Consider the following 23,375-nt stretch of genomic DNA (forward strand, 5'->3'; position numbering starts at 1 on the left):
TCCTCAATGTCTCGAAACCACGCGCGAACCATCGTGCATTATGCATGAAGCCCCTCATTTCCGTCGTCCTCCGCGCATCGCCCTGGTAAGTCTTCCATCCCATAGCCCGAGCCGCCGGCCGAGTCTGGCGAACCGTCCCTCACGGTGCCGGGCCACCATGGGCTGCTCCCCCAACACATGGTAGGGGAGATTGCCGGTATACATATCCAATCTGACCACGGCAAGCAGCAGAAACACGGAGGAGCCCAGCAGGAAACCGAAACCGTACAGTGTGGCGGGCAGCAGCTGCCCGACCGCGGACAGCACCGTCGTCAGGACCGCGAACGTCGCCGCGCTGACCAGCGCTCCCCGATAATCGGTGAAATACAGCAGGATCATCATCACCGTATTGCCGACCGCATACAGCGCGTAGCCGACGCACAGCGTACGGAAATAGCCGTGCATCATATCGTTGAATCCCAACGGCAGCAGTCCGAGCACGGACTTCTCCAAGGAGATGACCACGGCGGTGACGAACAGCTGCTTCAACGCGGTGTAGTGCAGCTCCCTGACCAATACCGACAGCATCTCCTTCTCCGCGGTGACGATGTCCTTGACGGTGCCGCCATCGTTGAGCAGACTGTAGTATTCGCGGTATTTCGGATAGAAGTTCACCTCCACCGACACCACGAAATTGATGGTGGTGACCAGGATGGTCAGGAAAGCCAGTAACGCGGGCACATCATAGTAGGGCGCGCCGTAGAACAGTCCTTTGACATGCACGCCAAGCGGCCCCATCCATGTGATGATCAGATGGGAGAACAGTCCGATTGTGGTGGCCAATCCAGTAAGCGCCAACGGCATGAACCGGTCGACCCAACGCAGGAAGGCCCAGGGATCCTCATCGCTTTGCGGGAAATACCGGTTCAGCAGGATCACATCCCACAGCAGCATGACGCCGTAGCCGAACGCCACGGCCAGCAGCAGTCCCTCCACAGGCGGCACGCCGAGCGCGAGCGCCGCGCAGGCCGTCAGGAACGCGGCCACGACGGCGGCCATGAACGAATACAGGATGCTTTTGTAATCCTTGATGGCCGTCAGATAGCTCATGGCATTCCAGTTGACGACCATTTCCGTGAACAACCATAGGCAGAGCAACCCCTGCAGAAGCGTCGCCCCCGAGAAAACGAGGAATATGCCGTACAGCACGGTTCCCAGCATCAGCATGAGGGCGTTCGACCCCCAGAACGATGGCAGGATGGTCTGTTCGCGATGCTCGAAGATCATATCCGCCAGGAAACGCGTGACCGGCATGGAGAAGAAGCTGGTCAGCACCAGCGAGGCGAGCAACGTGTACGTGACCATGCATACCAGCAGGTCCTGCTGGCTCCTCGCCACATGCCACCATCCGCTCACCGCGAGCACGCCGAATTGCAGGAGGATGCCCAGCAGCATCGGTCCGGAGCAGATGATGCCCGCGTATCCGTAGGCGCGCGCCATGGCGACCAGACCGTGTCGGTGGAACAGCTTTTTGAGTTCGAATCCGATTCCCGCCATGCTATTGCTCCAATGAGTGCGCCTGGGCGGTGTCGACGTACAGCTGCCGGTATTGTTCCAGCATGCGTCCGTGCCGGTAGTAGCGGTTCACCCGTTCACGGCCTACGAGCCCCATCTCCTCGCGGCGTCTACGGCTCGCGCACATACGTTCCATCGCCTTGCTCAACCCTTCACGATACATGGGAGGCACGCAGTATCCGGCGATACCGAGATCGTCTCCCGGAGCGCCTTCCAGCAGTTCCCTGCAGCATCCGACCTCCGTGGTGACGCAGGGGCGTGCGGCGGCGAACGATTCGAGCACGGACAGCGGCTGGCCTTCCGAAATGCTGGTCAGCACCGTGAAATCGAGTTTTCGCATGTATTGCGTCACGTCGACACGTCCGGTGAATTCAAGGTTCTTCACTTCCAGCTGGTCGACCAGGTCGTAGCATTCCCTCGCATACTCCTCGTCGTCCACGCCGCCGAGGATGTGCAACCGCACGTGGTCCACATGCGATGTCAGCTCGTAGAAGGCGTAGATCAGTGTCTTCACATCCTTAATCGGAGCGAGGCGGATCACTGCCCCGATGTCGACCCAGCCATCGTCGGGTTTGAACGGGATGTCGCAGAAACGCTCGTATTGGATGCCGTTGGGAATGACCATGCATTTGGATGCGGGGGCGCCCATGTCGATCTGCGTCAGCCGGGCGTTGCCGAACAGGCTGGTCACCTTCCATGCGCGACGATAGATCTCCTCGGACAGCATGGCGAAGAAGCGGATCCAGCGCGGGCGGAACGACGGCTCCACCCATTCGGCGGAGATGATCTCCTCCTCACGTTCACGCGTGTAGATGCCATGTTCGGTCAGCAGCACCGGCTTGTGGTTGATGCTTCCGCCCAGGCAGGCCAGCAGTCCGCCATAGCCGGTGGAAATCGCATGGTAGATCTGCGCCTGCGGGACCTCGCCGCTCATGAGATACAGCACCGGCAGCAGCATCGAACGGACGGTGTGGAACGCGTCTGCGTAGGCGACATACGGATACTCCCGCAGACAGATCCTGGTGAACAGGTCGATGAACTCCCTGCTTTGCAGGAAGGACAGCGGGTGCACCTTCCTGACCTGGAACAGGTTGAACAGCACATCCCAGTCGGGGTGACCAAGGTTCACCAACTCCTCCAGCGCATTGAGCTCGCGTTCGTTGAAACTCACTTCACTCGCTCCGCCGCGCAGCCGCAACGCGTCATCGAGGAACACCTCGTGCACCTCGACCACATTGGACGGCAGATCGTACACGAATTTGCCGCGGTCCTCGGCCTTGGCCCCGATGACCCACAGCACGAACTCATGCTCGGGCATTGCGGTGATGTAGCTGTGCATCCATGTCGAGACACCGCCATGCACGTAGGGATAGCATCCTTCCAGCACCAGGCAGATCCTCATGACCGCTCCTTCCTCACATGTCCGGCGACGGCGGTTCCGTTGTTCCGCGCCATGGCCTGGGCCGTTGCCGCATGTCCCTGCTTGCGTTCGATGCGGACGGTGTCGGATGTGGCCTTGAGCAGATACAGGTCACCAGTGAGATGAGTGATGGAACCGCCTTTCACCACGCCGGGCACGCCATCGTTGGCGCGGAACATCAGCCAGGCCTCATCGGTGAAATTGCCCAAGGCGAGTGTCCAATCCCGCTGGTGCGTCTTCAGATCGACCGTCAATCCGGAATAGCGCTGGATTGCAGCCGCCGTTTCGGAACCGGTCTGCATGCGAATCGACGGTGCCGACTTCTCCAGCCATCGCAGATACCGTTCGAAGCCATTCCTGTAGACGGCCCATCCTTCGGCCGCGCCTCGGTCGGGATCGAGCAGGTCGTCAGGATGCATGAAATGCGTGCTGACGAAATGCATGTTCAATTCGGACACCGCGGCCATGCGCATGTAGCTGTCGCCCACCATGCTTCCCGACACGATGCGCGGCTCCTCAACCACGCCATCGGAGGCGACACCGAATTCCTGCACATACGGCAGGTGGCTGCCATCCGGCAGATAAGTGCTGGCCACGGTGCGGATCTGCGGCACGCTGCGTCCGATGACGGCGCGCCCCTCGCTCGACATGACGTTGGACGGCGGCACGTACACGGAGCCGATCGCAGCGGGCAGCACCTCCTTCTGGAACGCGATGAGCTCCTTGAGCGAATCCGCCATGGCCTTGCGGCTCGGCCATTGCACGTAATCGTATTCGTTCCCGTAATCGGTATTCGGCAACACCAGCGGCTGATGGTTGTAGCCGTGATAGCCGATTTCGCCGTTCTGTTTGAGCAACAAACCACCGAAATAGACGAATTGGCTGTCGTCCGATTGCCGTACGGGCGCGTCATGCGTATCGTCGCCGTAGTTTTCGATCATCACGCCGGTGAAGCGTATGCCGTAGCGTTCCGCGAGCTTGGTCAGGTCCGGCCACCAGACGCGCGAATAGAATTCCGCGATGCTCATGTTGTAGTCGCGCTTGATGTACTTGCCGTTGCCGGAAGGCACCGGTGACGGAAAATCGTCAAGATAGAAGGCGGCGCCGTTGATGACCGGGTAGGCGGCGGCATCGCCGAGCAGGCTGTACGCCGACGCGTAGAAGCCGCGCATCACCTTGCCGTAGATGCCGATGTTGCATACCACGGACGTGCCTTTGCCTGTGGCGGCGCGCCAAATCAGCGGGACATGGCCCGACCCGCTGACCGCCTCCACCGTCGCCTTGTCGGACAGGCTTACGGCCATGGACGATTCGAAGGGGTCGGTGATCTTGTACGTCTCGCCGCCGCCAAGCATGAAATCCGGGTCGGGAATGATGCTTTTCGTCATTTTGTAGTCGCCCGATGTGGCGTCCACGCCGATGCTCTGGCTGATCGCATCGAAGTATCCGGTTTTGGATGGCGTCATGGCGAACATCACGTTGCCGCCGCGCTTCACCCATGCCATCAGCCGGCTCAGCCCATCTCCCAAAGGATCCAGCACGGGCATCGCCACGACGACCGTGTCGTATTTGGAGAACGACGGCAGCGCCGAGGCCGGCGTTTGGGCGACATCCACGACGGTGGTGCCCACCTTCATGTCCAGGAATATCCGGTCGAACATGTCGACGGCGTCGGACACGCCATCCTGCGAGCTGTCGATCAGCATCAGGTTGCGTGGTTTGACGTCGGCCATCGCGTTGCGTTCGGGAATCGCCTTATTCCTGTCAAGGTAATGCAGCTTGATGGTGGTGGCCCCGTAATGCAGCCCCATGCTTTCGGCGAACAGCACCATGGCCATCGCCATGAACACGGCCCATACCCTGACCAGCGAGCGCCAGCGGAAATGCTTCCAGAATGTCCTCATCCTCATGCGGCCTCACCCGCCCCGTCATCGGTCCAGAAACGCAGCGTCTGACGTCCTTCGGCGCCCAGATACACATGTCTGCGCCGTATCTCGTCCACCGCCTCGGCGACCGCCTTGCCGTCCTGTCGGGAGGCTTCCAGCGAAAGCCGCAGCAGCCACGCGTCACCGGATTCCGGATCGCGCGCCAGCAGCTCGTCGATGACGGATCGCGCGCCGGTCTCATCGCCCAGGTCGATGCGCACGCGTGCCAACGCACGTGCCACGCCGTCATCAAATCGTCGTTCCAACCGCAAGGCGAGCAGCTCGGCGTACTTCTGCCGCTGCATCTGCCGTGCGTGTCCTTGCACCAGACCCGAGGCGAGATATTCGCCGACGTAGTCGCAGTATTCGGCGAGTGCCTTGTCCGACGTGGGGTCCGCCTCGTACGCGCGTTCCAGCTGACGCAGGCGCATGTCCTCCTTCTTGGAGATCTGGGCCATGGCGGTCGCCGCGTAATGCACGACTTCGGCGTCCTCGTTCAATCGGGCCTGCTGCAGCAGACCGATGTATCTGCTGGGATTCTCATTGAGGATGGACAGCATGAGGCTTCGTTTCTGCTTCGGCGTGTCGACGATGAGCGCCTCCTCGAGCGGGACCGTGTCGGCGATCGCGCTGCGGTCCTCCACCAGCACGCTGCGCCGCTCCTGGTCCTCAACGCGCATGCGTTCCAGTGTGGGGGCGGCCAGCCGCTTGCCGAGCACGGTGTTGCGGGTGTGCAGCAGTACCGTGCATAGCGGCCCCCAGACCGGCACGAGCAGCATGAACGGCAGGAAGGTTCCCTTCACTTCCAGCACGTCGAAACGAATCAGCAGCCACAGTATCAGGCAGACCAGCAGATGGAGCAGCACGGCGATGATGGCCACGATGGTCATGACGGTCATGACGCTTCCCCGTCCGCATCCGGTTCGGCGAGCAGGTCGGCTTCGCTCTGGGCGTCCACGTTCCGCACATTGAGGCCATTGCGGGCGAGTCGCGCGCTGACGATGGGCAGTTCACGCTCACCGGCCTGGTTCATGAGCAGGCACACGCTGCCATCGGCGAGCACGCCGGCGTCGTCCGTCTCGCGGATCGACCTGATGATTCGTTCGTTGAAATCGCCCGCTTCGGGGTATTGGTCCGTCACGATCAGCAGCAGATGCGATCCCATGCGGTCATTGCCCAGTTCGACCGCGGCGCGCAGCTTCTCGCGGAACGACGGCCAGTTCAGCAATGATGTTCCGGGAACCAGCATGGACTGGCGTGCCGCGTGCTCGTATTCGAACGCGCGGGTCATGGCGGATTCGACCAAGCCGCAGATGATCAGGAACAGGTTGCGGTAGTACAGGTTCATCTGGTCGGCGGCGGCTTTTCGTATGACGATAACCACGCCGATGCGCCCGTGTTCGCGCACTCCCGCCGCGTACATGGGCAGGTTCCCGTCCAGTTCGCGGTTGACCCACAGGCCTTTGGCTTCGATGTCCCGCATCACCTTGTCGTATGCCGCCACGTCGGCCGATTTCGGCAGTATGGCCTCCTCCTGCGGGCTCGCGGCGACCAGACGCGCGAAACGTTGCGATTCGTCCAACCGGTAGATGCCCAGGCAATCGGTCTCCAACGTGTCCTGCATGATCTGGATGGCCGTGCGGTATATCTTCTGCGGCTGCACCTCGTCGAGCCTGCGCGTCATCTCGTACATCTTGCCGAAGCTGTCTCGCCTGCCGAGGATCTGTCTGCGCAGCATGGTGCGGTCGTCGAGCACGCCCTGGTACAGTCCCCGCAGGAACGTCAGCCGCTCACGCAGCAGGTCGTTCTCGTCACGTACGAACCTGACGTGCTCCTGGTTGCGCATGCGCACGTATCCGCACACCGCGCCCACGATCAGATACGCGACGAACGTGAGCCAGTTGGTCGGGTCGTACAGCAGAGGCAGGAACGAGGCGCCGTTGCGCGAATATTCGAACAGCACTCCCATGCAGGCCAGGGCGGCCGCGAACACGCCCGCGTTCAGTCCGTAGATGGTGCCGGCGATGACGACATACAGCATACGGAAGTCGATCTGGCTGATCTGCGATTGTCCGGAAGTGGCGACCACCAGCCATTCGACCAGTATCGCCGCGACGACGATCTCGACCGCGCCCAGAATCCGGGAATGCCGCTGCAGCCTCTGCCAGAAGCGGTGTTCGGCGCGTCTATCGTGTTTCTCCTTGGCTTGGCGCCAAGTGTCGATGGCCATGGGCAGATCGTCGACCACGCTGTAGCGTGGACTCCAGCCGTACCGTCGGCGCAGCACGCCGTCGTCATCCGGATAGCCATATGGCGCATCGGCGCCGTATCTGATTTTGGCTTCCGGGAATCCGTTCGCGATGGCCTGCGCGAAATCGCGGAATGTCGGGTGGAACGCATTGGGAACGTGGAGCACCTCGTATGCCGTGGTCCAATCGTCGTATATGCGTCTGACGAGCTCCGCCAGATCGTCCGCACACAGGAAATACGCTTCCTGTTCCGGACGTTCGCAGAACTCGATCTTCCCTTCGGAAGCATGTTCGAACAGTCCGTCGAGATATGAGGATGCGTCGACGTGATGTGGTTCGTACAGGTATGGGCAACGCACGATTTTGACGCTCATGGCATAGGTTTGCGCGTAATAGCGGCCCAGTTCCTCACCCGCTCGCGACATCAGGCTTTTGCTGGTCTCGCGGGCTTCGTCGTTCCCCGCATGGGTGAATTCCGATTCCGGTCCCGTGACAAGCAGCACTTGGGCTGCAATGTCACGCGTGGCATGCAGGACGCCCCGCAACCGGCCGAGATTGCCGTCGCTGTCGCTGTGCAGGGTCAGGCTTTCGAAAAAATAGACGATGCGATCGAAACGATAGGACGAAAGAACGGTTTCGGAATCCGCGTCGTTCTCCAGATCGATGGTGGTGATCCTGCCGCCTGAGAGGCTGCCGGCATCCTTGCGGGCGACGACGACGCGGTCCTCGGCGAAGGCATGCTCTATCCACTGTTCCGTCACGAAACCCGTGTTTCCGGCCAACAGTACTTCCAACTTGCCCCCAGGAAAGTGCTTACCCCCACGCGAGGGGGTCCTCAAACAAGGTACATCCCCGCGATTTCAACCATATGTCATTTCAGTGTATTCCTTGACGGGACAACGCTTTCCGACGTCATCCCCCACCGTCCGAATGCCCCCACGCGGATATGACCATTCCTTGGCAATGCCATACATCACACGCGATGCCGAAGAACGGTAAAAACAGGAGAATCGTCATGAGAAAAAGAAAAAGCCCGCTTTCGCGGGCTTCAAATGGTGGCTCCGAGCGGCATCGATCCGCTGACCTAACGATTTTCAGTCGTTCGCTCTACCAACTGAGCTACAGAGCCATGAACAACTTGCGTTGTTCGAGCGACCACGGCCGGACTTGAACCGGTGACCTCCGCCGTGACAGGGCGGCGCTCTAACCAACTGAGCTACGCGGCCATTGCCACCTTGTTACCAAGGCAAGTACCCCCTGAGAGAGTCGAACTCTCGTTGTCAGATTGAAAGTCTGGTGTCCTAACCGTTAGACGAAGGGGGCGCTTTCAGCGTTTCCGCTTGACAACTTGACCTACTATACGCGATTCAGCCCGACATGCAAATCACGGCGTGTCGCGACGCGGCGCAACAAGGCGAAAAACGCTGGAAACCATTGGAATCACACGCCTTGCAGGGTCACACGCGACGATAGGTGAAATCGTGGATCACACGATTGGCGGCAAGCCCCTTCTTCTCGAAATTGGTGAGAACACGACCGTCGAATCGCTCCGATTCGACGAAATCGGCGTGTCGCAACGCGGCGGCCTCGTCCGCATTGCCCTTGCCGACATGCTCGACGGGCAGGCTCACAGTGAGCGTGCCGTCGTTGCGGAAGCCTTCCAAGCCATCCATGACCTCATGGACGTGCAATGCGTAATCCTCGATATCGGTGGCGATGCGCCACACCCCGCCCTCGGCCAGCGTGCGGTGGATGTCCGCGGCGAGCTCCGACTGCACGATGCGACGCTTGTGGTGACGCATCTTCGGCCACGGATCGGGGAAGAACGTCCACACTTCGGCGATCGATCCATCCGCGGCGGCTTTGAACAGCTCAGGGGCGTTGACCTGGGCGATGCGTAGGTTCTCAAGGCCCTGCTTGCCGGCCAGCAGCATCGTGTGGGCCACGCCCGGGTCGTAGACCTCCAGCGCGAGGAAATTGGTTTCCGGATGCGAGGCCGCCGCGGCCACGACGTTCTCGCCTTGGCCCGAACCGATTTCCACGATCAACGGATTGCCGTTGCCCCAGGTCTCGCGGATATAGGCTTGGTCGAATACGAATCCGTCGCGCACATCGAGCGACCCCTCGCCCGCGTTGATCTTCAGCAGGTAGGTGTCGGCATAGGCGTCCCATGCGCGCTGCAGGCGCGCGTCGAGCCGGGCGGAACGACGCACGAAGGACAGCACTTTGCGGCCGTACAGCACTGGCCTGCCGTCGGCGGCCGCCTGCGCATTCCGTACGTTTTCGTCTGTTTCATGGCCATCAATCGGCGTGTTTTCGTCTTGTTGCATACCCTAATTTATAGAGGAAACACAGGAGCGAATCGATTATGTGCGTTCGTGTTCGCGTGTTATACTCAAATTGTTCAAAAGGTAACAAACTCGAGCAAAAGTGAACAATGGTTGACGTTTTCACCAACTATTGCATCCCGGAGCTCATTTGGAGGAAAGGCCAGAACATGACAGTTCTCGTCACTGGTGGGTGCGGTTACATCGGCGCCCATGTCGTCCACGCGCTTCATCAGGCCGGTGAAAAGGTCGTTGTCGTCGACGATCTGAGCTACGGCAAGCCCACCCGTATCGAAGGATCCCGCCTGTACGGCATGGATATCGCCGCTCCGGGCGCCGGTGAGCGCCTTGCGGAGATCATGAAGGCCGAAGGCGTCGACTCCGTAATCCACTTCGCCGCCCGCAAGCAGGTCGGCGAATCCGTCGAGAAGCCGCTGTGGTACTACCAGCAGAACATCAACGGCATGCTCAACGTGCTCATCGGCATGCGCGATTCCGGCGCCAAGAAGCTCGTCTTCTCCTCCTCCGCCGCCACCTACGGCGTGCCGCCGGTCGATGTGGTCCCAGAGGACGTCGTGCCGATGCTGCCGATCAACCCGTACGGACAGACCAAGCTGTTCGGCGAGTGGATGGCCCGCGCATGCGAAGAGCCATACGGCATCCGTTTCTGCGGTCTGCGCTACTTCAACGTGGCCGGCTGCGGCCCGGTGGAGCTTGAGGATCCGGCCATCCTGAACCTCATCCCGATGCTGTTCAACCGCCTCAAGCAGGGCAAGGCCCCCGCTATCTTCGGCGACGACTATCCGACCCCGGACGGCACCTGCGTGCGCGACTACATCCACGTGTCCGATCTGGCCGACGCGCACATCGCCGCCCTGAAGTATCTGGACCGCGACGAGCGCAAGTACGATGCGTTCAATGTCGGCACCGGCGAGGGCACCTCCGTACGCCAGATTGTCGACGAGGTCAAGAAGGTCACCGGCCTGCCGTTCAAGGAGACCGTCATGGCCCGCCGTGCAGGCGATCCGCCGCACCTGATCGGCTCCCCGAAGCGCATCAACGAGGAGATGGGCTGGCACGCCAAGTACAACGTCGAGGACATCGTGAAGTCCGCTTGGGCCGCATGGCAGGCCAATCCGGAGCACCACATCGACGTCGACACCTGGAAGCAGGAAGACTAGTTTTCCGCGATTGATTGTCAGCGCCGACGTCAATACACGGCAGTGCGCTGAAAATACGATGAGAAGCCGTCTTGCATGGGAGTTTTCCCTTATGCAAGACGGCTTTTCATGTCCTCGGCACTTTTTCGATTGCCTGCAATGAACGATTCCGACGGCCGTGACACGCCGTAATTTGCATGATGACGATTTTGCCGTAATATTTTTATCTGTTGTCAGTCGCAAGATTGAAACAACGGCCGCGTAGCTCAGTTGGTTAGAGCGCCGCCCTGTCACGGCGGAGGTCACCGGTTCAAGTCCGGCCGTGGTCGCCACCAAACCCCAGCCCAACCCGCTGGGGTTTTTCTTTTCCTCCCCCCTCCTTCCCCGCGCCATTACACGCCGCTGCAACGCATCCCAAAAACGAAACAATCACCGCGGAAAAGCAGAAATACCCCGCAAAGCGAGGTGGAGGCCGGCACATGCGTTATAAGACCGTAAAGACTCAGCCTAAGCGGCCCGGAGCACGTGTTAATGCATGTGCCGACACGAACCACGCACAAATCTATAGAAATCCCCAAAACGAGGTGGGCGGCCGGATATACGTTGTAAGGCCGTAAGCTTGGCCGTGATGCATTGCATGCATCCTTCGCAGCATAGCTGCTCACTTCGCCTATCGGCAACCCACTGGGTTGCCGATTTAACGGCTCAGCCTGTGAGTGTGCCGTCAACGTATATCCGGCCGCCCACCGGACACCGCAGAAAAAGTTGAAATACCCCGCAAAGCGAGGTGGAGGCCGGCATATGCGTTATAAGACCGTAAAGACTCGGCCCGAGCGGCCCGGAGCGTGTCGTTAATGCATATGCCGGCCTCCACCGGACACCACGAAAAGCAAATATCTCACATTCCACCAAACGCAACAAACAAAAACGGCATGCCTGCAATACAGACATGCCGCAATCGCAATAAAGAAATTCAGTTCTGCAACTGCTTTTCGACCCAATCGACGATATATGGCGCAACCTCTTCGATTTGGTCGATCGCCACTTCGAATTCGCGCGGTCCGCCATACCACGGGTCCACCAGATCGATCTCGTCCTCACGTCCCGCGGACGGCTTGGGCAGATTCGGGTCGAAGCTGCGGTACATATGCACCTGCGCACGCTTGCCCTGCGGAAGCTGGCGAAGCAATGCGCGCATATGCGAAGCGGTCATCGGCAGGAACAGGTCGGTGCGTTCGATCTCGTCGCGGGTGATGCGATGCGCGAAATGATGCGCAGGAAGCTCATAGCCGCGTTCCTTCAGCACCTTGACCGCGCGACGGTCGATCGGGTTGCCGTATTCCTCGTCGCTGACGCCGCTGGATTCGACGTCGACCCTGTCGTCCAGTCCGCGGCGCTCGAATTCGGCGCGCAGAATGATCTCGGCCATGGGAGAACGGCAGATGTTGCCCGTGCACACGGTCATCACGGTATACATGGAAAATTTACTCCTTGCGATTCTTCTCGTACGTCACGAAACGGAAGCCTTCGATGTCGTCGCTCCCCTTCCGCGTCTTCATCCACGTGCCTTCCTCGGCCACACGCCATACGCCGGATTCGACCAGCGCGTGGATGTCCGGCGCGTAGGTGTCGGCGTCCACGTGCATGCTGATCTGCGTCACATACGCCTTGTCCGCGAATGGCATGGCTTCCCGGAATATCTGCGATCCGCCGATGATCCAGATTTCGCTACGGTCGAGGCCGTCGTCCGGAATGGCCTCCTGACGGGCCAGGTCCAGCGCGTCCTCCAGAGAATCCACCACGGTGGCGCCCGGCGCGCAATAGGACGGGTCATGTGAGACCACGATGTTGTCGCGATTCGGCAGCGGACGGAATTTCGGACTCAGCGACTCCCACGTCCTGCGACCCATGATGACCGGATGGGAGACGGTCAGTTCCGTGAAACGCCTCATGTCCTCAGGCAGATGCCATGGCATGCCGCCTTCGAATCCGATGGCACCGTCGTGACCTTCCTTGTCACAGGCCTGTGCCCAAATCAGATTCACCGAAAAGGTCTTGGGAAAATCGTCACCCCAATCCTCTTCTTCTTCACGCCCGGCAAGTCCGGGCTCGGGTTCGTGATAGCCACTACGGCTACTGTCGTGCTCCATTTCACTCACTCCTTGAAGTCGAACTAGAGTCAGTAGTCTAACGTTTGGCGAAGACTCGCCAAACGGGGAGATCGTTTCAGACCGCCACCGGCGCCTTGATGGTCGGATGATGCCGGTAATCCACGATTTCGAAATCGTCGTAATCGTAGTCGAACAGCGAATCGGCCTTGTTGATGCGAATCTTCGGATACGGGTACGGCGTGCGTCCCAGCTGCTCCAGCACCTGGTCGATGTGGTTGTCGTAGACGTGGCAGTCGCCGCCGGTCCAGACGAATTCGCCCGGTTCGAGGTTCGTCTGCTGCGCCATCATGAGGGTCAGCAGCGAATAGGAGGCGATGTTGAACGGCACTCCGAGGAACATGTCGCAGGAACGCTGGTACAGCTGGCAGCTCAGGCGCCCGTCGGCCACGTAGAACTGGAACAGCGCATGGCATGGCGGCAACGCCATCTTCTCCACTTCCGCGGGGTTCCATGCGGAGACCACCATACGGCGGGAATCGGGATGGTTTCTGATCAGGTCGAGCACATTCGAGATCTGGTCGATGGTGCGGTTCGGATCGTCCGGCGTCGGAGCGGGCCAGCTACGCCATTGCGCGCCGTACACCGGTCCCAGATCGCCGTTCTCGTCGGCCCATTCGTCCCAGATGTGCACGTTGTGCTCCTGCAGCCAGCGCACGTTCGTGGAGCCCTTGAGGAACCACAGCAGCTCATATGCCAGACCTTTGAAGAACACGGTCTTTGTGGTGAGCAGCGGGAAGCTGTCCTTGAGGTCGAAGCGCATCTGCTGGCCGAACAGGGAGATGGTGCCGGTGCCGGTGCGGTCGGATTTCAGCGTGCCTTCCATGAGGATCTTGCGCACCAGGTCCTCGTAGGGCATCGGAATGTCGGTTTCCGGGCGTGCGGGGATGCGGGTGCGGATGTCTGCGAGTTGTTCGGAAGTCAAAGCCATAACCGTTCAGTCTATACACAGCCATGGAGCCGTTTTGCCGATGGTTTCGTCGAATCGGCCGGAGTCTTACGGACGGAGCCTTGCAAATGGGCCCTTACGCAATGCGGAACGCGTTCCTCCGATTCCATGGCGATACGCTAGATTGGAACATGGTCGGCGCGAATGGCGCGCCATAGGACATGAGGAGTTTCCATGGGCAAGAGACTGTGGGTAGAGCGCAACAAAGACGGTTCCTGGGACGCGTTCAGCGATGACGGCGCGCATATCAAGTTCGGCAAGGGCCGCGGGCAGTTCACGCCGGGCGATCTGATGAAGGTCGCGCTGGCTGGTTGCGCCGCGCTGTCCAGCCAGTTCGCCGTCGAGCACACGCTGGGCGAGGGCAAGGGCGCCAAAATCGTGGTGGACGGCACCTATGACGCCGATAGCGACGCCTATATCGGATTCGACGAGCAGGTGGTCGTCGACGCCACCGACGCCGGTCTGAGCGATGAGGACGCCGAGAAGCTCGCCGATCGCGTCAGCCGCCATATCGAGAAGGGCTGCACGGTCAAGCACACGTACGTCGAGCCGACGCCGGTCCGCATGAACGTCACCGTCAAGCACTGACGCACGTTTCCGCGACGTTCGCACGAACGAACGCGCATACGCATACGAAGGGGCGGTTGCGATTCCCAGCTGGGATTCGCAACCGCCCCTTCGTTTTTCTATGATTTTCAGGCGTTTACCATGATGTCACTGGCGTTCCGGATCAATCTTCGTCTCGATGGCTTCGGCGACCTCCGGCTCGGCCTTCTTGACCGGCACTTCCTCGACGCCCTTGATCTCGTCGATCGCCTTCGGCTTGATGTCGGCAGGCGAGCTCGGCGCAGTGTCGAGACGGCTTTCCGCGGCCTCCACATACTTGCGCGGCACCACATACACCGGACCGGCCGCGTGCTGCAGCAGGCCCTGGCTGGTGGAGCCGAGCAGCAGACCGGTGAAGCCGCCACGGCCACGGGAGCCGACCACAACGACGTCATGATCGAAGCTGGCCTTGGTCAACGCTCCAATCGCCGGGCCCGGCACAATCTGCTTGTTGATCTTAAGATTCGGATGAGCCTCTTCGAACGGCTTGATGCGCACATCGAGGTCCTCCTTGTAGGAGGCCATGACGCCTTCGTCCTCGGAACCCTTCATGTTGGGAACCGCGGAGATGACATCCAGCTCGGCACCCCAGGAATCGGCGAACGAGGCTGCAATCTCCAAAGCCTTCAGACCCCACTTGGATTCGTCGGAACCGACGGCGACCTTGGTGATGGTGTTGTTCAGGTGCATCAGATTGCCTTCGTCGTCGGTGTACGGCACCACGACGATGGGGCAATACGCGTATGCCGGCAGGCTGGAGCTGGTAGTGCCCAGCAGACGTTCGGCCAGACCGCCCTTGCCACGGTTGCCGATGACGATGAGGTTGTAGTTGCGCGACAGTTCGACGAACACGGATGCCGGGTCTCCCGTAACGATCAACGTCGACGCCTCGACGCCCTGTTCGTCGGCGATGGCCTTGGCCTTCGACAGAATCTCCTGAGCGTCGTTATGGGCCGCGTTGTCATCCCCCATGGCCGTGTATGTGGCATCGAACGAGACCGCGGCATAGCTTGGCAACGAGTACGCGCAGACGATCTGCAGCGTCAGTCCGGCATGCTTCGCGTAATTCGCTGCCCACCACGTAGCTTTATAGCTGGCGTGGGATCCATCAACACCAACGAGGATTGCCTTGTCATTAATCATGAGCGACCTCCTTGAATCACATCGCGGCAACGCGACTGTGCGTTGCACCTACGTTCCACAATACCGCGCGACATGCGATTTGCGCGTAACGACGCGGGAAAAACAAACAAAAAGGGCGTATCCCATGTGGGATACGCCCTCAGCGCAAAAGCCGGTTCACAGCACGCGGCGAATCACATAGCTGCTGGTGAACACCGCCAACGAAGTGACCTGGGTTCCCTGCGCGGGGTTCAACGCGTTGATGACCATGCCGTTGCCGATGTAGATGGCGGCATGCTGCGAATTGACGATAATGTCTCCGGGAGCGGCGTCCGCGATGCTGCCCACCGGGGAGCCGACGCTCATCTGCGCGCCGGAGTAATGGGGAAGGCTCACACCAAACTGGGAGAACACCCACTGCACGAAACCGGAGCAGTCCCAACCGGATGGCTGGTTGCCTCCAGCGACATACGGATAGCCTTGGAATTGAAGCGCATACTGGGCGAGGGCCTGGCCAGTGGCGGTGGCCGGCGCAGCGGGGATGCCGGTGGCCGATGACGTAGTAGCGGATCCCGTGCTCAAAGCGGAACGGCTTTCGGAACGGTTCGCGGCCTGGGACTGAGCCTGAGCTTGGGCCTGGGCTCGAGCCTGCTCCTCTTCCTGGGCCTTCTGATCAGCCGCTTCCTGATCCTTCTCGGCCTGCGACTTCGTCTGCGGGACGTTCAGGCTTTCCACTCCGCCCCAATCCGAACCGGATTCGACTTGGGTGGAAGTGGATTCCGCGAGGATGTTCTTCCTCACGGCGTTGGTCTTCGGGAAGGAACGGGTCGCGACGACGGCTTCCTGCCGCGTCGCGTCACTTGCGGCCATAGCGGTAGGAGCCACGCCGACGAAAGCAAGAGAAGCCGCGGCGAGCACAGTAATCAAAGGAAATAATTTAATGCTCTTCATCACTGCCGATGATACCGCGTCCCCCATACAGGGACGATGGGCCACTGATATGGCTGACGATTCAGTAATGGATGTAGGTCAGTTTCGACGCGGCGTCCGCGCTGAAGGTCCTGTTGGAGATTACTCCAAGACCTTTCACGTTCGATTCCGAGATTTCAATGGAACCGTCGGCATTGATCTTCTCGACGATCGCCACATGTCCGTAATCGGCGTCCGCGCCCTGCTGTCCCGGGGCGAACACGATGACGTCGCCGACATGACGAGGGGTTCCGTCCACCCAATAGCCCAAGGCCTTCGCGGATGTGCCCCAATCACGGGCATTGCCGAAATGGCTTCCGACCGGCAGTCCTAGCTGGTGCCTACGGGTGTAGGCCCACCAGGTGCACTGGCCGTACGGATAGCCGCTGCCGTCCTCGCCAGTGGCGTGGTTCGGATTGAAACCCGCGGGCAGGATGGAGCTGTCCTGATCCATCAGCACCGCGACGTTCGGATTGTCGGCGAGGGACTTGGACAGCAGGCTGGCATCCATGGAGGAGCTGGTCTCACCCAGCTGCCAACCACCGTTGTTACTGGTTGAGGATTCCTTGAGCGCGGCACGGTCCTCGGAACGGGAGGCGGCACCATCCGACACGCGTTTGATCTGCGTGGTCTCAACGCCATCGTCAGCAAGCACCAGACGGGAGGCGTTCTGCTGGCTGAATGCCAAAGCGGTCGCCGCGGTACCGACAAGAGCGGCCAGGGACGCGGACGTCACCAACGTGGATTTGCGGGAAGCCGCTTTGGCAGCCTCACGCATGGCACGGCGGCTCATCGGAGCCACCTCGTTGAGCTTTTCCACCACTTCCGGAGCAAGACCTACCACTGCGCCGCCATCCGCCAGCTGCGCCATGCGCACCGCCTTGGCGGTATGGGAACCACGGCTTGACGTGAACAGCGCCTTGGAAACGCTGAAACGCGCGCTCGAAGCCTTGGCAGCCTTATGCGCCGCATGTCTCATATATCAATCACTCCTTGCGGATTAAGAAATCGCATCAACTTATGGCTGTGCAATTACAGAACCGTCACACAATACCACAGGCTACACCGACATAGGGATTAACGTAAGGCATATTCCCCACATTGCAGGAGCGCATTCCTGTCGTTTTCCCCGCATTTCATGGCGAAAAGTTCGGAAAATGAACGCGCCACCATGCAATCCGACCATCTGACTACCCTATGGAACCATGACGAACACTATGAACATTCCTTCCGATTTGCTTCCCGAGGACGGACGCTTCGGCTCGGGACCGAGCAAGATCCGCCCGGAGCAGGTTCAGGCGCTCGACGCGGGCGCGCGCAATCTTCTGGGAACCTCCCACCGTCAGACCCCGGTCAAGCAGGTGGTCGGCTCCATCCGAGAGGGACTGTCGAACTTCTTCCAGATCCCCGACGGCTATGAGGTGGTTCTCGGCAACGGCGGCGCCAGCGCGTTCTGGGACATCGCCTGCGCCTCGCTCATCACCCGCAAGGCCGCGTTCGGCGCATACGGCTCCTTCAGCGCGAAGTTCGCCAAATCCGCGCAGTCCGCGCCCTTCCTCGAGGATCCGGAGATCTTCGAGGGCGAGCCGGGCACATATCGTCTGCCGGAGCTCACCGAATACGTGGACGCCTACTGCTGGGCGCACAACGAGACCTCCACCGGCGTGGCGGCTCCGGTCAAGCGCATCGAAGGCTCCCAAGAGCAGGGCGCGCTGACCCTTATCGACGCCACCAGCGGCGCCGGCGCGCTTGACGTGGACATCAGCCAGACCGACGCCTACTACTTCTCCCCACAGAAGGCATTCGGCTCCGACGGCGGCCTGTGGATCGCCGTGCTGTCCCCAGCCGCGATCGACCGCGCCTACGGCATCGCGAAAAGCGTCAAGCTTCCGGGCGCACGCCGTTGGATTCCTCCGTTCCTCTCCCTGACCTCCGCCATCGAGAACTCCCGGAAGGACCAGACGCTGAACACTCCGGCCGTGGCCACGCTGGTCATGCTGGAGAACCAGGTGCGCTGGCTCAACGACAACGGCGGACTCGCCTGGGCCACGGCACGCTGCGCCCGTTCCGCGTCCCTGCTGTATCAGTGGGCGGAGAAATCCGACTATGCGCAGCCCTTCGTCTCCGACAAGAACGCGCGTTCCAACGCCGTGGTCACCATCGACCTCGACGAGAACGTCAACGCGTCCCAGGTGGTCGCGGCGCTGCGCGAGAACGGCATCGTGGACACTAACGGCTACCGCAAGCTCGGCCGCAACCAGCTGCGTATCGGCGTATTCCCTTCAGTGGAGCCAAGCGACGTCGAGGCGCTCACGAAGTGCGTCGATTACGTGGTCGAGCATCTGTGACCCGGAACGCGAGGTGAGACTCCCCATGAAACTGAAACTCGCTCCGATTATCGATCCAAGCGTGCGTAGGCCATCACCGAAGCCGGTCCGCGTCGATCTGCGGAAGGTGTTCACGTTCGGCACCGCCTTGTGGGCCATCGCCTTGGTGGTCTGCATGATTCTGCTGGCCATCGGAATCAACGTGGAACGTGCGCAGACCATGTGCGCCGCCGGCACGGTGGTCGGCGTGCTCATGCTGGTCTGGGAGCATTTCGACCGGTGGGATTACCGCCGACTCGGAGAATGATTCCTCCGTTCAACTGACCGGTAGTTCAGCCGAACGCGAAAAGAACCGATTGGGCCGCTTGCCACAGTGCTCGGCAAGCGGCCCAATCGTATTTCCATAGCCTTCCATCACCCTCAACCACGGGCGGCAGGCAACGTCAACGTGAACGTGCTGCCCTGTCCGGGAGCGCTCCACACGGAAGCCGACCCATGGTGGGTCAACGCCACATGCTTGACGATGGCGAGCCCCAGTCCGACGCCGTCGCCGGAACGCTCGTTCTGATTACCACCACGGTAGAACCGCTCGAAAATACGGTCCTGCTCCTTTCTCTCGATGCCGCAACCGCGGTCGATCACGCTGATCAGCACCTGCGAACCATCCTCGTCCGGCTTCACGGACACGGTCACGCCCTTGCCATCCGGGGAATAGGCGATGGCATTCTCGAGCAGTTTCGCGATCGCGGTTTGGATCTGCTCGCCGTCACCGTTGACCTCCAGCGATCCGTCGCCATTGACCTCGATGTCGATTCCCCGCTGCCGTGCGGCCTGTCGATGCGCGTCGGCGACGGCTTCAACCTGTTCCATGACGTTGATGCGATTGTCGGACGTCGGCAGAATCGGTTCCTGCGCTTTGATGAGCAGCAGCAGATCGGACACCATATGCTTCATGTGGGCGCAGGATCGGCGCAATTTGGCCGCGCTTCTCTCGACGACGTCCTTGTCGGCTCCATCGTTCTCCAAAGAGCCCGCAAGCTCCTCCAACGATTGCGTCGGCTTGAGCAACTGCTCGGAAACGTTGACGATGAAGGAATCACGCACCTGGGAGAATCGGACCGTATCGCTCACGTCGGAGACGAGTACCACCACGAACCGCTCGTTGAGCCTGCCGACGATCACCTTCAGCCAGTTCGGGCGGGACACCGACGTGGAAGGCTTGTCCTGCGATTGCCCCATCAACGACTGTCTGGCCACCTCACGAACGGATGGCCGGCCGGCCTTGGGCGCCTTTTTCGGCGAATGCAATGTGGTGGTGGTCAGATCGAACTGCCTCTTGCCACCGTAGGAACGCACTTCGTGCACCGCGCTTGCCACGGTGTCGTCCGCGATGACGTCATCGCGCACCACGCCGAGGGCATAGGCGTCGGGATGCGCACGCACCACCTCGTCATGCTCGTCTACCACGATGGAGACCAGCGGAAGAATGGACAGCAACGCGTTCGTCGTATCGTCCAGCGTATCGCCATCGGCATCGCGGCCATCATCACGGCGATGCGTCAGACCGCCCCACCACATCTTCAGGGATTCAAACATGCCTTCATTCTCGCATAACCCGGACATGCACATGGACGACGCCGCACGTTCGTGAACGCACGGTGAACGCACGGGTGAACTTTGACGGAACAACACGTTCGACGCATGCGGATCCGCAGTTTACCTAATACACTTGGAAAAGGCTATATCCGAACCCGATACCAACACACGTGAAGCATTTGAAAGGCAAGCATATGCGCGTTATTTTCAACGAAGAGCTCAAGGCTGTCGCCGATGACCTCGACCGCATGGTGCAGGACGTCCGCAAGGCGATCAACGGCGCCGGAGACGCGTTGATCAACCAGAACCTCGAGGCGGCCCAGGCGGTCATCGACGGAGACATCGAAATCGATGCCCTCGAATCCAGCGTCATCGACCAGTGCGTGAAACTGCTGGCCAAGCAGAGCCCGGTGGCCACCGACCTGCGCGTGGTCGTCTCCACACTGCGACTGGCCGCCACCTTCGAACGCATGGGCGATCTGGCCCGCCATATCGCCGAAGCGGCCCGCCGCACCTATCCGGTCTCTCCCCTGCCGGCCGAAGCCCAGCCGCTGTTCGCGGAAATGCAGGCGTTCCTGGACAACGTGGCCGACCAAGTGGTCTCCATGCTCTCCGACCGCGACACCAAGACAGCCGAGGAGATCATTCTCAACGACGACAAGCTCGATGCCCTGCACAAGAAGACCTTCGAGCTGGCGCAGTCCGAAACCTGGTCGGGCACGAACCAGCAGCTCATCGACGTGGTGCTGATCGGCCGTTTCATGGAGCGTCTTGGCGACCATGCCGTCTCCGCGGCCCGCCGCGTCGTGTTCATCGTCTCCGGCTTCGACCCGTCCAAGGAGCCGTCCCGCGACGAAGGCACCGACATCGACTGACATTTCTTTTTTTGCAGCTTCTTTGCGCGAAAGACGGTTTCCGCATCCCGCGGGCACCGTCTTTCATTGCATTTCCCCGTGTTTTCCCATCTTTCACCATCCTTCTTCCGTCGCCATCGAAATACATTCAAAATTAGACATCATGTCTAACTTATGCCCGTATACTTTCCGATCGCAATGCGGCACAATGGGCTCAGCGACATCCAAAGGAGGAAGTCATGTACTATTCCAACGGCAATTACGAAGCGTTCGCCCGGCCGAAGAAGCCCGAGGGAATCGACGCCAAGAACGCATACATCATCGGCACCGGACTTGCCGCCCTGAGCGCGGCCTGCTATCTGGTACGCGACGCGCAGATGCCCGGCAGCCATATCCACGTGTTCGAGAAGGACGCGGTCCCCGGCGGCGCCTGCGATGGCGCGAACATTCCGGGACTGGGCTATGTGATGCGCGGCGGACGCGAGATGGACAACCATTTCGAAGTGATGTGGGATCTGTTCCGCTCCATCCCCTCCATCGAGACCGAGGGCGTTTCCGTATTGGATGAGTACTACTGGCTCAACAAGGAGGATCCGAACTTCTCGCTGTGCCGCTCCACCAAGGCCCGCGGCGCCGACGGCGGCACGAACGGCAAGTTCGCGCTTTCCGACAAGGCCGCGATGGAGATCATGAAGCTGTTCTTCACGCCGGACGAGGAGCTGTACGGCAAGAAGATTTCCGACTTCTTCGACGACGAGGTGTTCAATTCGAACTTCTGGATGTACTGGCGCACCATGTTCGCCTTCGAGAACTGGCATAGCGCATTGGAAATGAAGCTGTACATCCGCCGTTACATCCACCACATCGGCGGCCTGCCCGATTTCAGCGCGCTGCGTTTCACCCGCTACAACCAGTACGAGTCGATGATCCTGCCGATGATCAAGTATCTGGAAAGCTTCGGCGTGCAGTTCCACTACAACGTGAAGGTGGAGAACATCGCATTCGCCATCGGCGGCGGCATGGGCCCCGTGCGTCCGCGTACCGGCACCGGGCAGGACACGATCCTCAAAAAGCAGACCGAATCCGGCACATATCCGCGCAACCCGTTCAGCTCGCCGACGCGTAAGGCGGCCACGCGCATCGACCTGACCGAAGCCGACGGCACGTCCCGCAGCATCGACCTGACCGATAATGACCTGGTGTTCATCACCAATGGCGGATGCGTGGAGAACTCCTCCATGGGCTCGCAGACCACCGCGGCCACTTGGGATCCCGAACTCAAGCCCGGCGGCGGCTGGGACATGTGGCGGCGCATCGCGGCGCAGGATCCGAGCTTCGGGCACCCGGACGTGTTCTGCTCCGACCCCGAGCATTCGAAGTGGATGAGCGCCACCGTCACCACGCTCGATATGGAGATTCCGCCGTACATCCAGAAGATCTGCAAGCGCGACCCGTTCACCGGGCATGTGGTGACGGGTGGCATCGTCACCGTGGAGGACTCCAATTGGCTGATGAGCTGGACGCTCAACCGCCAGCAGCAGTTCCGCGACCAGCCGAAGGACCAGCTGTGCGTATGGGTGTACGGCCTGTTCCCGGACAAGCCCGGCAACTACGTGAAGAAGCCGATGCGGGAATGCACCGGCGAGGAGATCTGCGCCGAATGGCTCTACCATATGGGCGTGCCGACCGACAAGATTGAGGATCTGGCCAAGAACCACGCCAACACCATACCGGTGATGATGCCGTACATCGATGCATTCTTCATGCCAAGGTCCGCCGGCGATCGTCCCGACGTGGTGCCGGACGGCGCGGTGAACTTCGCGTTCCTCGGCCAGTTTGCCGAGACCCCGCGCGACACGATCTTCACCACCGAATATTCGATGCGCACCGGCATGGAGGCCGTGTACACGCTGTGCGACGTGGATCGCGGTGTACCGGAGGTGTGGGGTTCGGTCTACGACATACGCGACCTGCTCAACGCCACGGTGATGCTGCGCGACGGCAAGCCGATCACCGATATGAACCTCAACATCGTCGAGAAGACGCTGCTGAAGCAGGTCCTGAAGAAGCTGGATGCCACGGATGTGCCGAAGCTACTCAAGGAATACGGCGTGATCTGAGCCGATTGCACCCACGTCCGTCCACCGCC

Annotated in this window: 19 protein-coding genes and 4 tRNA genes; 7 read left to right on the top strand and 16 right to left on the bottom strand. The window is 60.6% G+C overall.

The window, feature by feature from the left end; translation table 11 throughout:
* Positions 1 to 54: 54 nt before the first annotated feature.
* The 9 genes from pelG to trmB all read right to left on the bottom strand — a co-directional run bounded on the left by pelG (position 55) and on the right by trmB (position 9,478).
* Positions 55 to 1,536, bottom strand: a complete 1,482-nt coding sequence (gene pelG / locus ACR0P8_RS00885) for an exopolysaccharide Pel transporter PelG (RefSeq protein WP_432622793.1) — start codon at positions 1,534 to 1,536, stop codon at positions 55 to 57.
* A gap of 1 nt (position 1,537) precedes the next feature.
* Positions 1,538 to 2,956 (bottom strand): GT4 family glycosyltransferase PelF, encoded by a 1,419-nt coding sequence (pelF, locus tag ACR0P8_RS00890; protein WP_432622795.1) that lies wholly within the window; start codon positions 2,954 to 2,956, stop codon positions 1,538 to 1,540.
* Positions 2,953 to 4,884 (bottom strand): DUF2194 domain-containing protein, encoded by a 1,932-nt coding sequence (locus tag ACR0P8_RS00895; RefSeq protein WP_432622797.1) that lies wholly within the window; start codon positions 4,882 to 4,884, stop codon positions 2,953 to 2,955. The genes pelF and ACR0P8_RS00895 overlap by 4 nt, the downstream gene beginning before the upstream one ends.
* Positions 4,881 to 5,798: a hypothetical protein gene (locus ACR0P8_RS00900; protein ID WP_432622799.1), complete on the bottom strand. Its 918-nt coding sequence runs from the start codon at positions 5,796 to 5,798 to the stop codon at positions 4,881 to 4,883. Before ACR0P8_RS00900 ends, ACR0P8_RS00895 begins: the two co-directional genes overlap by 4 nt.
* Complete coding sequence (locus ACR0P8_RS00905) at positions 5,795 to 7,930, bottom strand: NAD-dependent epimerase/dehydratase family protein (RefSeq protein ID WP_432622801.1); 2,136 nt, start codon at positions 7,928 to 7,930, stop codon at positions 5,795 to 5,797. Before ACR0P8_RS00905 ends, ACR0P8_RS00900 begins: the two co-directional genes overlap by 4 nt.
* A 271-nt stretch (positions 7,931 to 8,201) precedes the next feature.
* Positions 8,202 to 8,277 (bottom strand) — tRNA-Phe (locus tag ACR0P8_RS00910).
* Between the two features lie 23 nt (positions 8,278 to 8,300).
* Positions 8,301 to 8,374: transfer RNA gene (locus ACR0P8_RS00915), tRNA-Asp, on the bottom strand.
* Between the two features lie 25 nt (positions 8,375 to 8,399).
* Positions 8,400 to 8,471, bottom strand: a tRNA-Glu gene (locus ACR0P8_RS00920).
* Between the two features lie 134 nt (positions 8,472 to 8,605).
* The gene (trmB, locus tag ACR0P8_RS00925) at positions 8,606 to 9,478 is read right to left on the bottom strand and encodes a tRNA (guanosine(46)-N7)-methyltransferase TrmB (protein ID WP_432622803.1); all 873 of its coding nucleotides are present in this window, start codon (positions 9,476 to 9,478) and stop codon (positions 8,606 to 8,608) included.
* Positions 9,479 to 9,645: 167 nt separating this feature from the next.
* On the opposite strand from trmB, the gene galE reads away from it, so the two are divergent.
* Together galE and ACR0P8_RS00935 are read left to right on the top strand one after the other, a co-directional pair.
* Positions 9,646 to 10,656, top strand: coding sequence for a UDP-glucose 4-epimerase GalE (gene galE / locus ACR0P8_RS00930; protein ID WP_432622805.1), 1,011 nt, complete (start codon positions 9,646 to 9,648; stop codon positions 10,654 to 10,656).
* Between the two features lie 234 nt (positions 10,657 to 10,890).
* Positions 10,891 to 10,967 (top strand) — tRNA-Asp (locus ACR0P8_RS00935).
* 641 nt (positions 10,968 to 11,608) lie between these two features.
* Here ACR0P8_RS00935 and ACR0P8_RS00940 read toward each other — a convergent pair.
* From ACR0P8_RS00940 to ACR0P8_RS00950, 3 genes are all read right to left on the bottom strand, one after another.
* Positions 11,609 to 12,112, bottom strand: a complete 504-nt coding sequence (locus tag ACR0P8_RS00940) for a low molecular weight protein-tyrosine-phosphatase (protein WP_432622807.1) — start codon at positions 12,110 to 12,112, stop codon at positions 11,609 to 11,611.
* A gap of 7 nt (positions 12,113 to 12,119) precedes the next feature.
* A complete protein-coding gene (locus tag ACR0P8_RS00945; protein ID WP_432622809.1) occupies positions 12,120 to 12,785 on the bottom strand; it encodes a dihydrofolate reductase in 666 nt (221 codons plus the stop codon).
* A 76-nt stretch (positions 12,786 to 12,861) separates the two neighbouring features.
* On the bottom strand, positions 12,862 to 13,734 hold the full coding sequence (locus ACR0P8_RS00950; protein WP_432622811.1) for a thymidylate synthase: 873 nt from the start codon (positions 13,732 to 13,734) through the stop codon (positions 12,862 to 12,864).
* A gap of 192 nt (positions 13,735 to 13,926) precedes the next feature.
* Here ACR0P8_RS00950 and ACR0P8_RS00955 point away from each other — a divergent pair, with 192 nt between their 5' ends.
* A complete protein-coding gene (locus ACR0P8_RS00955) occupies positions 13,927 to 14,340 on the top strand; it encodes an OsmC family protein (RefSeq protein ID WP_432622813.1) in 414 nt (137 codons plus the stop codon).
* Positions 14,341 to 14,466: 126 nt separating this feature from the next.
* On the opposite strand, the gene ACR0P8_RS00960 is transcribed toward ACR0P8_RS00955, so the two are convergent.
* The 3 genes from ACR0P8_RS00960 to ACR0P8_RS00970 form a co-directional block, all read right to left on the bottom strand.
* Positions 14,467 to 15,501, bottom strand: coding sequence for a universal stress protein (locus ACR0P8_RS00960; RefSeq protein WP_432622815.1), 1,035 nt, complete (start codon positions 15,499 to 15,501; stop codon positions 14,467 to 14,469).
* A gap of 156 nt (positions 15,502 to 15,657) precedes the next feature.
* The gene (locus ACR0P8_RS00965) at positions 15,658 to 16,431 is read right to left on the bottom strand and encodes a C40 family peptidase (RefSeq protein ID WP_432622817.1); all 774 of its coding nucleotides are present in this window, start codon (positions 16,429 to 16,431) and stop codon (positions 15,658 to 15,660) included.
* A gap of 61 nt (positions 16,432 to 16,492) precedes the next feature.
* Entirely contained in the window at positions 16,493 to 17,428 is a 936-nt protein-coding gene (locus ACR0P8_RS00970; protein ID WP_432622819.1) for a CHAP domain-containing protein, read from the bottom strand.
* 226 nt (positions 17,429 to 17,654) lie between these two features.
* Between ACR0P8_RS00970 and serC the strand changes: the two genes are divergently transcribed.
* Together serC and ACR0P8_RS00980 are read left to right on the top strand one after the other, a co-directional pair.
* Positions 17,655 to 18,797: a phosphoserine transaminase gene (serC, locus tag ACR0P8_RS00975; RefSeq protein ID WP_432622821.1), complete on the top strand. Its 1,143-nt coding sequence runs from the start codon at positions 17,655 to 17,657 to the stop codon at positions 18,795 to 18,797.
* Between the two features lie 31 nt (positions 18,798 to 18,828).
* Positions 18,829 to 19,083: a DUF2530 domain-containing protein gene (locus tag ACR0P8_RS00980; protein ID WP_432622839.1), complete on the top strand. Its 255-nt coding sequence runs from the start codon at positions 18,829 to 18,831 to the stop codon at positions 19,081 to 19,083.
* Positions 19,084 to 19,196: 113 nt separating this feature from the next.
* On the opposite strand, the gene ACR0P8_RS00985 is transcribed toward ACR0P8_RS00980, so the two are convergent.
* Positions 19,197 to 20,372, bottom strand: a complete 1,176-nt coding sequence (locus ACR0P8_RS00985; RefSeq protein ID WP_432622823.1) for a sensor histidine kinase — start codon at positions 20,370 to 20,372, stop codon at positions 19,197 to 19,199.
* A 194-nt stretch (positions 20,373 to 20,566) separates the two neighbouring features.
* On the opposite strand from ACR0P8_RS00985, the gene phoU reads away from it, so the two are divergent.
* Positions 20,567 to 21,247 (top strand): phosphate signaling complex protein PhoU, encoded by a 681-nt coding sequence (phoU, locus tag ACR0P8_RS00990; RefSeq protein WP_432622825.1) that lies wholly within the window; start codon positions 20,567 to 20,569, stop codon positions 21,245 to 21,247.
* Between the two features lie 218 nt (positions 21,248 to 21,465).
* Positions 21,466 to 23,346, top strand: coding sequence for an oleate hydratase (locus ACR0P8_RS00995; protein ID WP_432622827.1), 1,881 nt, complete (start codon positions 21,466 to 21,468; stop codon positions 23,344 to 23,346).
* Positions 23,347 to 23,375: the final 29 nt, after the last annotated feature.

Source organism: Bifidobacterium sp. (assembly GCF_050874245.1).
Lineage (GTDB): Bacteria > Actinomycetota > Actinomycetes > Actinomycetales > Bifidobacteriaceae > Bifidobacterium.

Bases quoted from the DNA above. Each gene is read 5' to 3' on its own strand.
- pelG (WP_432622793.1), bottom strand. From the start codon at position 1,536: ATGGCGGGAATCGGATTCGAACTCAAAAAGCTGTTCCACCGACACGGT.
- pelF (WP_432622795.1), bottom strand. From the start codon at position 2,956: ATGAGGATCTGCCTGGTGCTGGAAGGATGCTATCCCTACGTGCATGGC.
- ACR0P8_RS00895 (WP_432622797.1), bottom strand. From the start codon at position 4,884: ATGAGGATGAGGACATTCTGGAAGCATTTCCGCTGGCGCTCGCTGGTC.
- ACR0P8_RS00900 (WP_432622799.1), bottom strand. From the start codon at position 5,798: ATGACCGTCATGACCATCGTGGCCATCATCGCCGTGCTGCTCCATCTG.
- trmB (WP_432622803.1), bottom strand. From the start codon at position 9,478: ATGCAACAAGACGAAAACACGCCGATTGATGGCCATGAAACAGACGAA.
- galE (WP_432622805.1), top strand. From the start codon at position 9,646: ATGACAGTTCTCGTCACTGGTGGGTGCGGTTACATCGGCGCCCATGTC.
- ACR0P8_RS00940 (WP_432622807.1), bottom strand. From the start codon at position 12,112: ATGTATACCGTGATGACCGTGTGCACGGGCAACATCTGCCGTTCTCCC.
- ACR0P8_RS00945 (WP_432622809.1), bottom strand. From the start codon at position 12,785: ATGGAGCACGACAGTAGCCGTAGTGGCTATCACGAACCCGAGCCCGGA.
- ACR0P8_RS00950 (WP_432622811.1), bottom strand. From the start codon at position 13,734: ATGGCTTTGACTTCCGAACAACTCGCAGACATCCGCACCCGCATCCCC.
- ACR0P8_RS00955 (WP_432622813.1), top strand. From the start codon at position 13,927: ATGGGCAAGAGACTGTGGGTAGAGCGCAACAAAGACGGTTCCTGGGAC.
- ACR0P8_RS00960 (WP_432622815.1), bottom strand. From the start codon at position 15,501: ATGATTAATGACAAGGCAATCCTCGTTGGTGTTGATGGATCCCACGCC.
- ACR0P8_RS00965 (WP_432622817.1), bottom strand. From the start codon at position 16,431: ATGAAGAGCATTAAATTATTTCCTTTGATTACTGTGCTCGCCGCGGCT.
- ACR0P8_RS00970 (WP_432622819.1), bottom strand. From the start codon at position 17,428: ATGAGACATGCGGCGCATAAGGCTGCCAAGGCTTCGAGCGCGCGTTTC.
- serC (WP_432622821.1), top strand. From the start codon at position 17,655: ATGACGAACACTATGAACATTCCTTCCGATTTGCTTCCCGAGGACGGA.
- ACR0P8_RS00985 (WP_432622823.1), bottom strand. From the start codon at position 20,372: ATGTTTGAATCCCTGAAGATGTGGTGGGGCGGTCTGACGCATCGCCGT.
- phoU (WP_432622825.1), top strand. From the start codon at position 20,567: ATGCGCGTTATTTTCAACGAAGAGCTCAAGGCTGTCGCCGATGACCTC.
- ACR0P8_RS00995 (WP_432622827.1), top strand. From the start codon at position 21,466: ATGTACTATTCCAACGGCAATTACGAAGCGTTCGCCCGGCCGAAGAAG.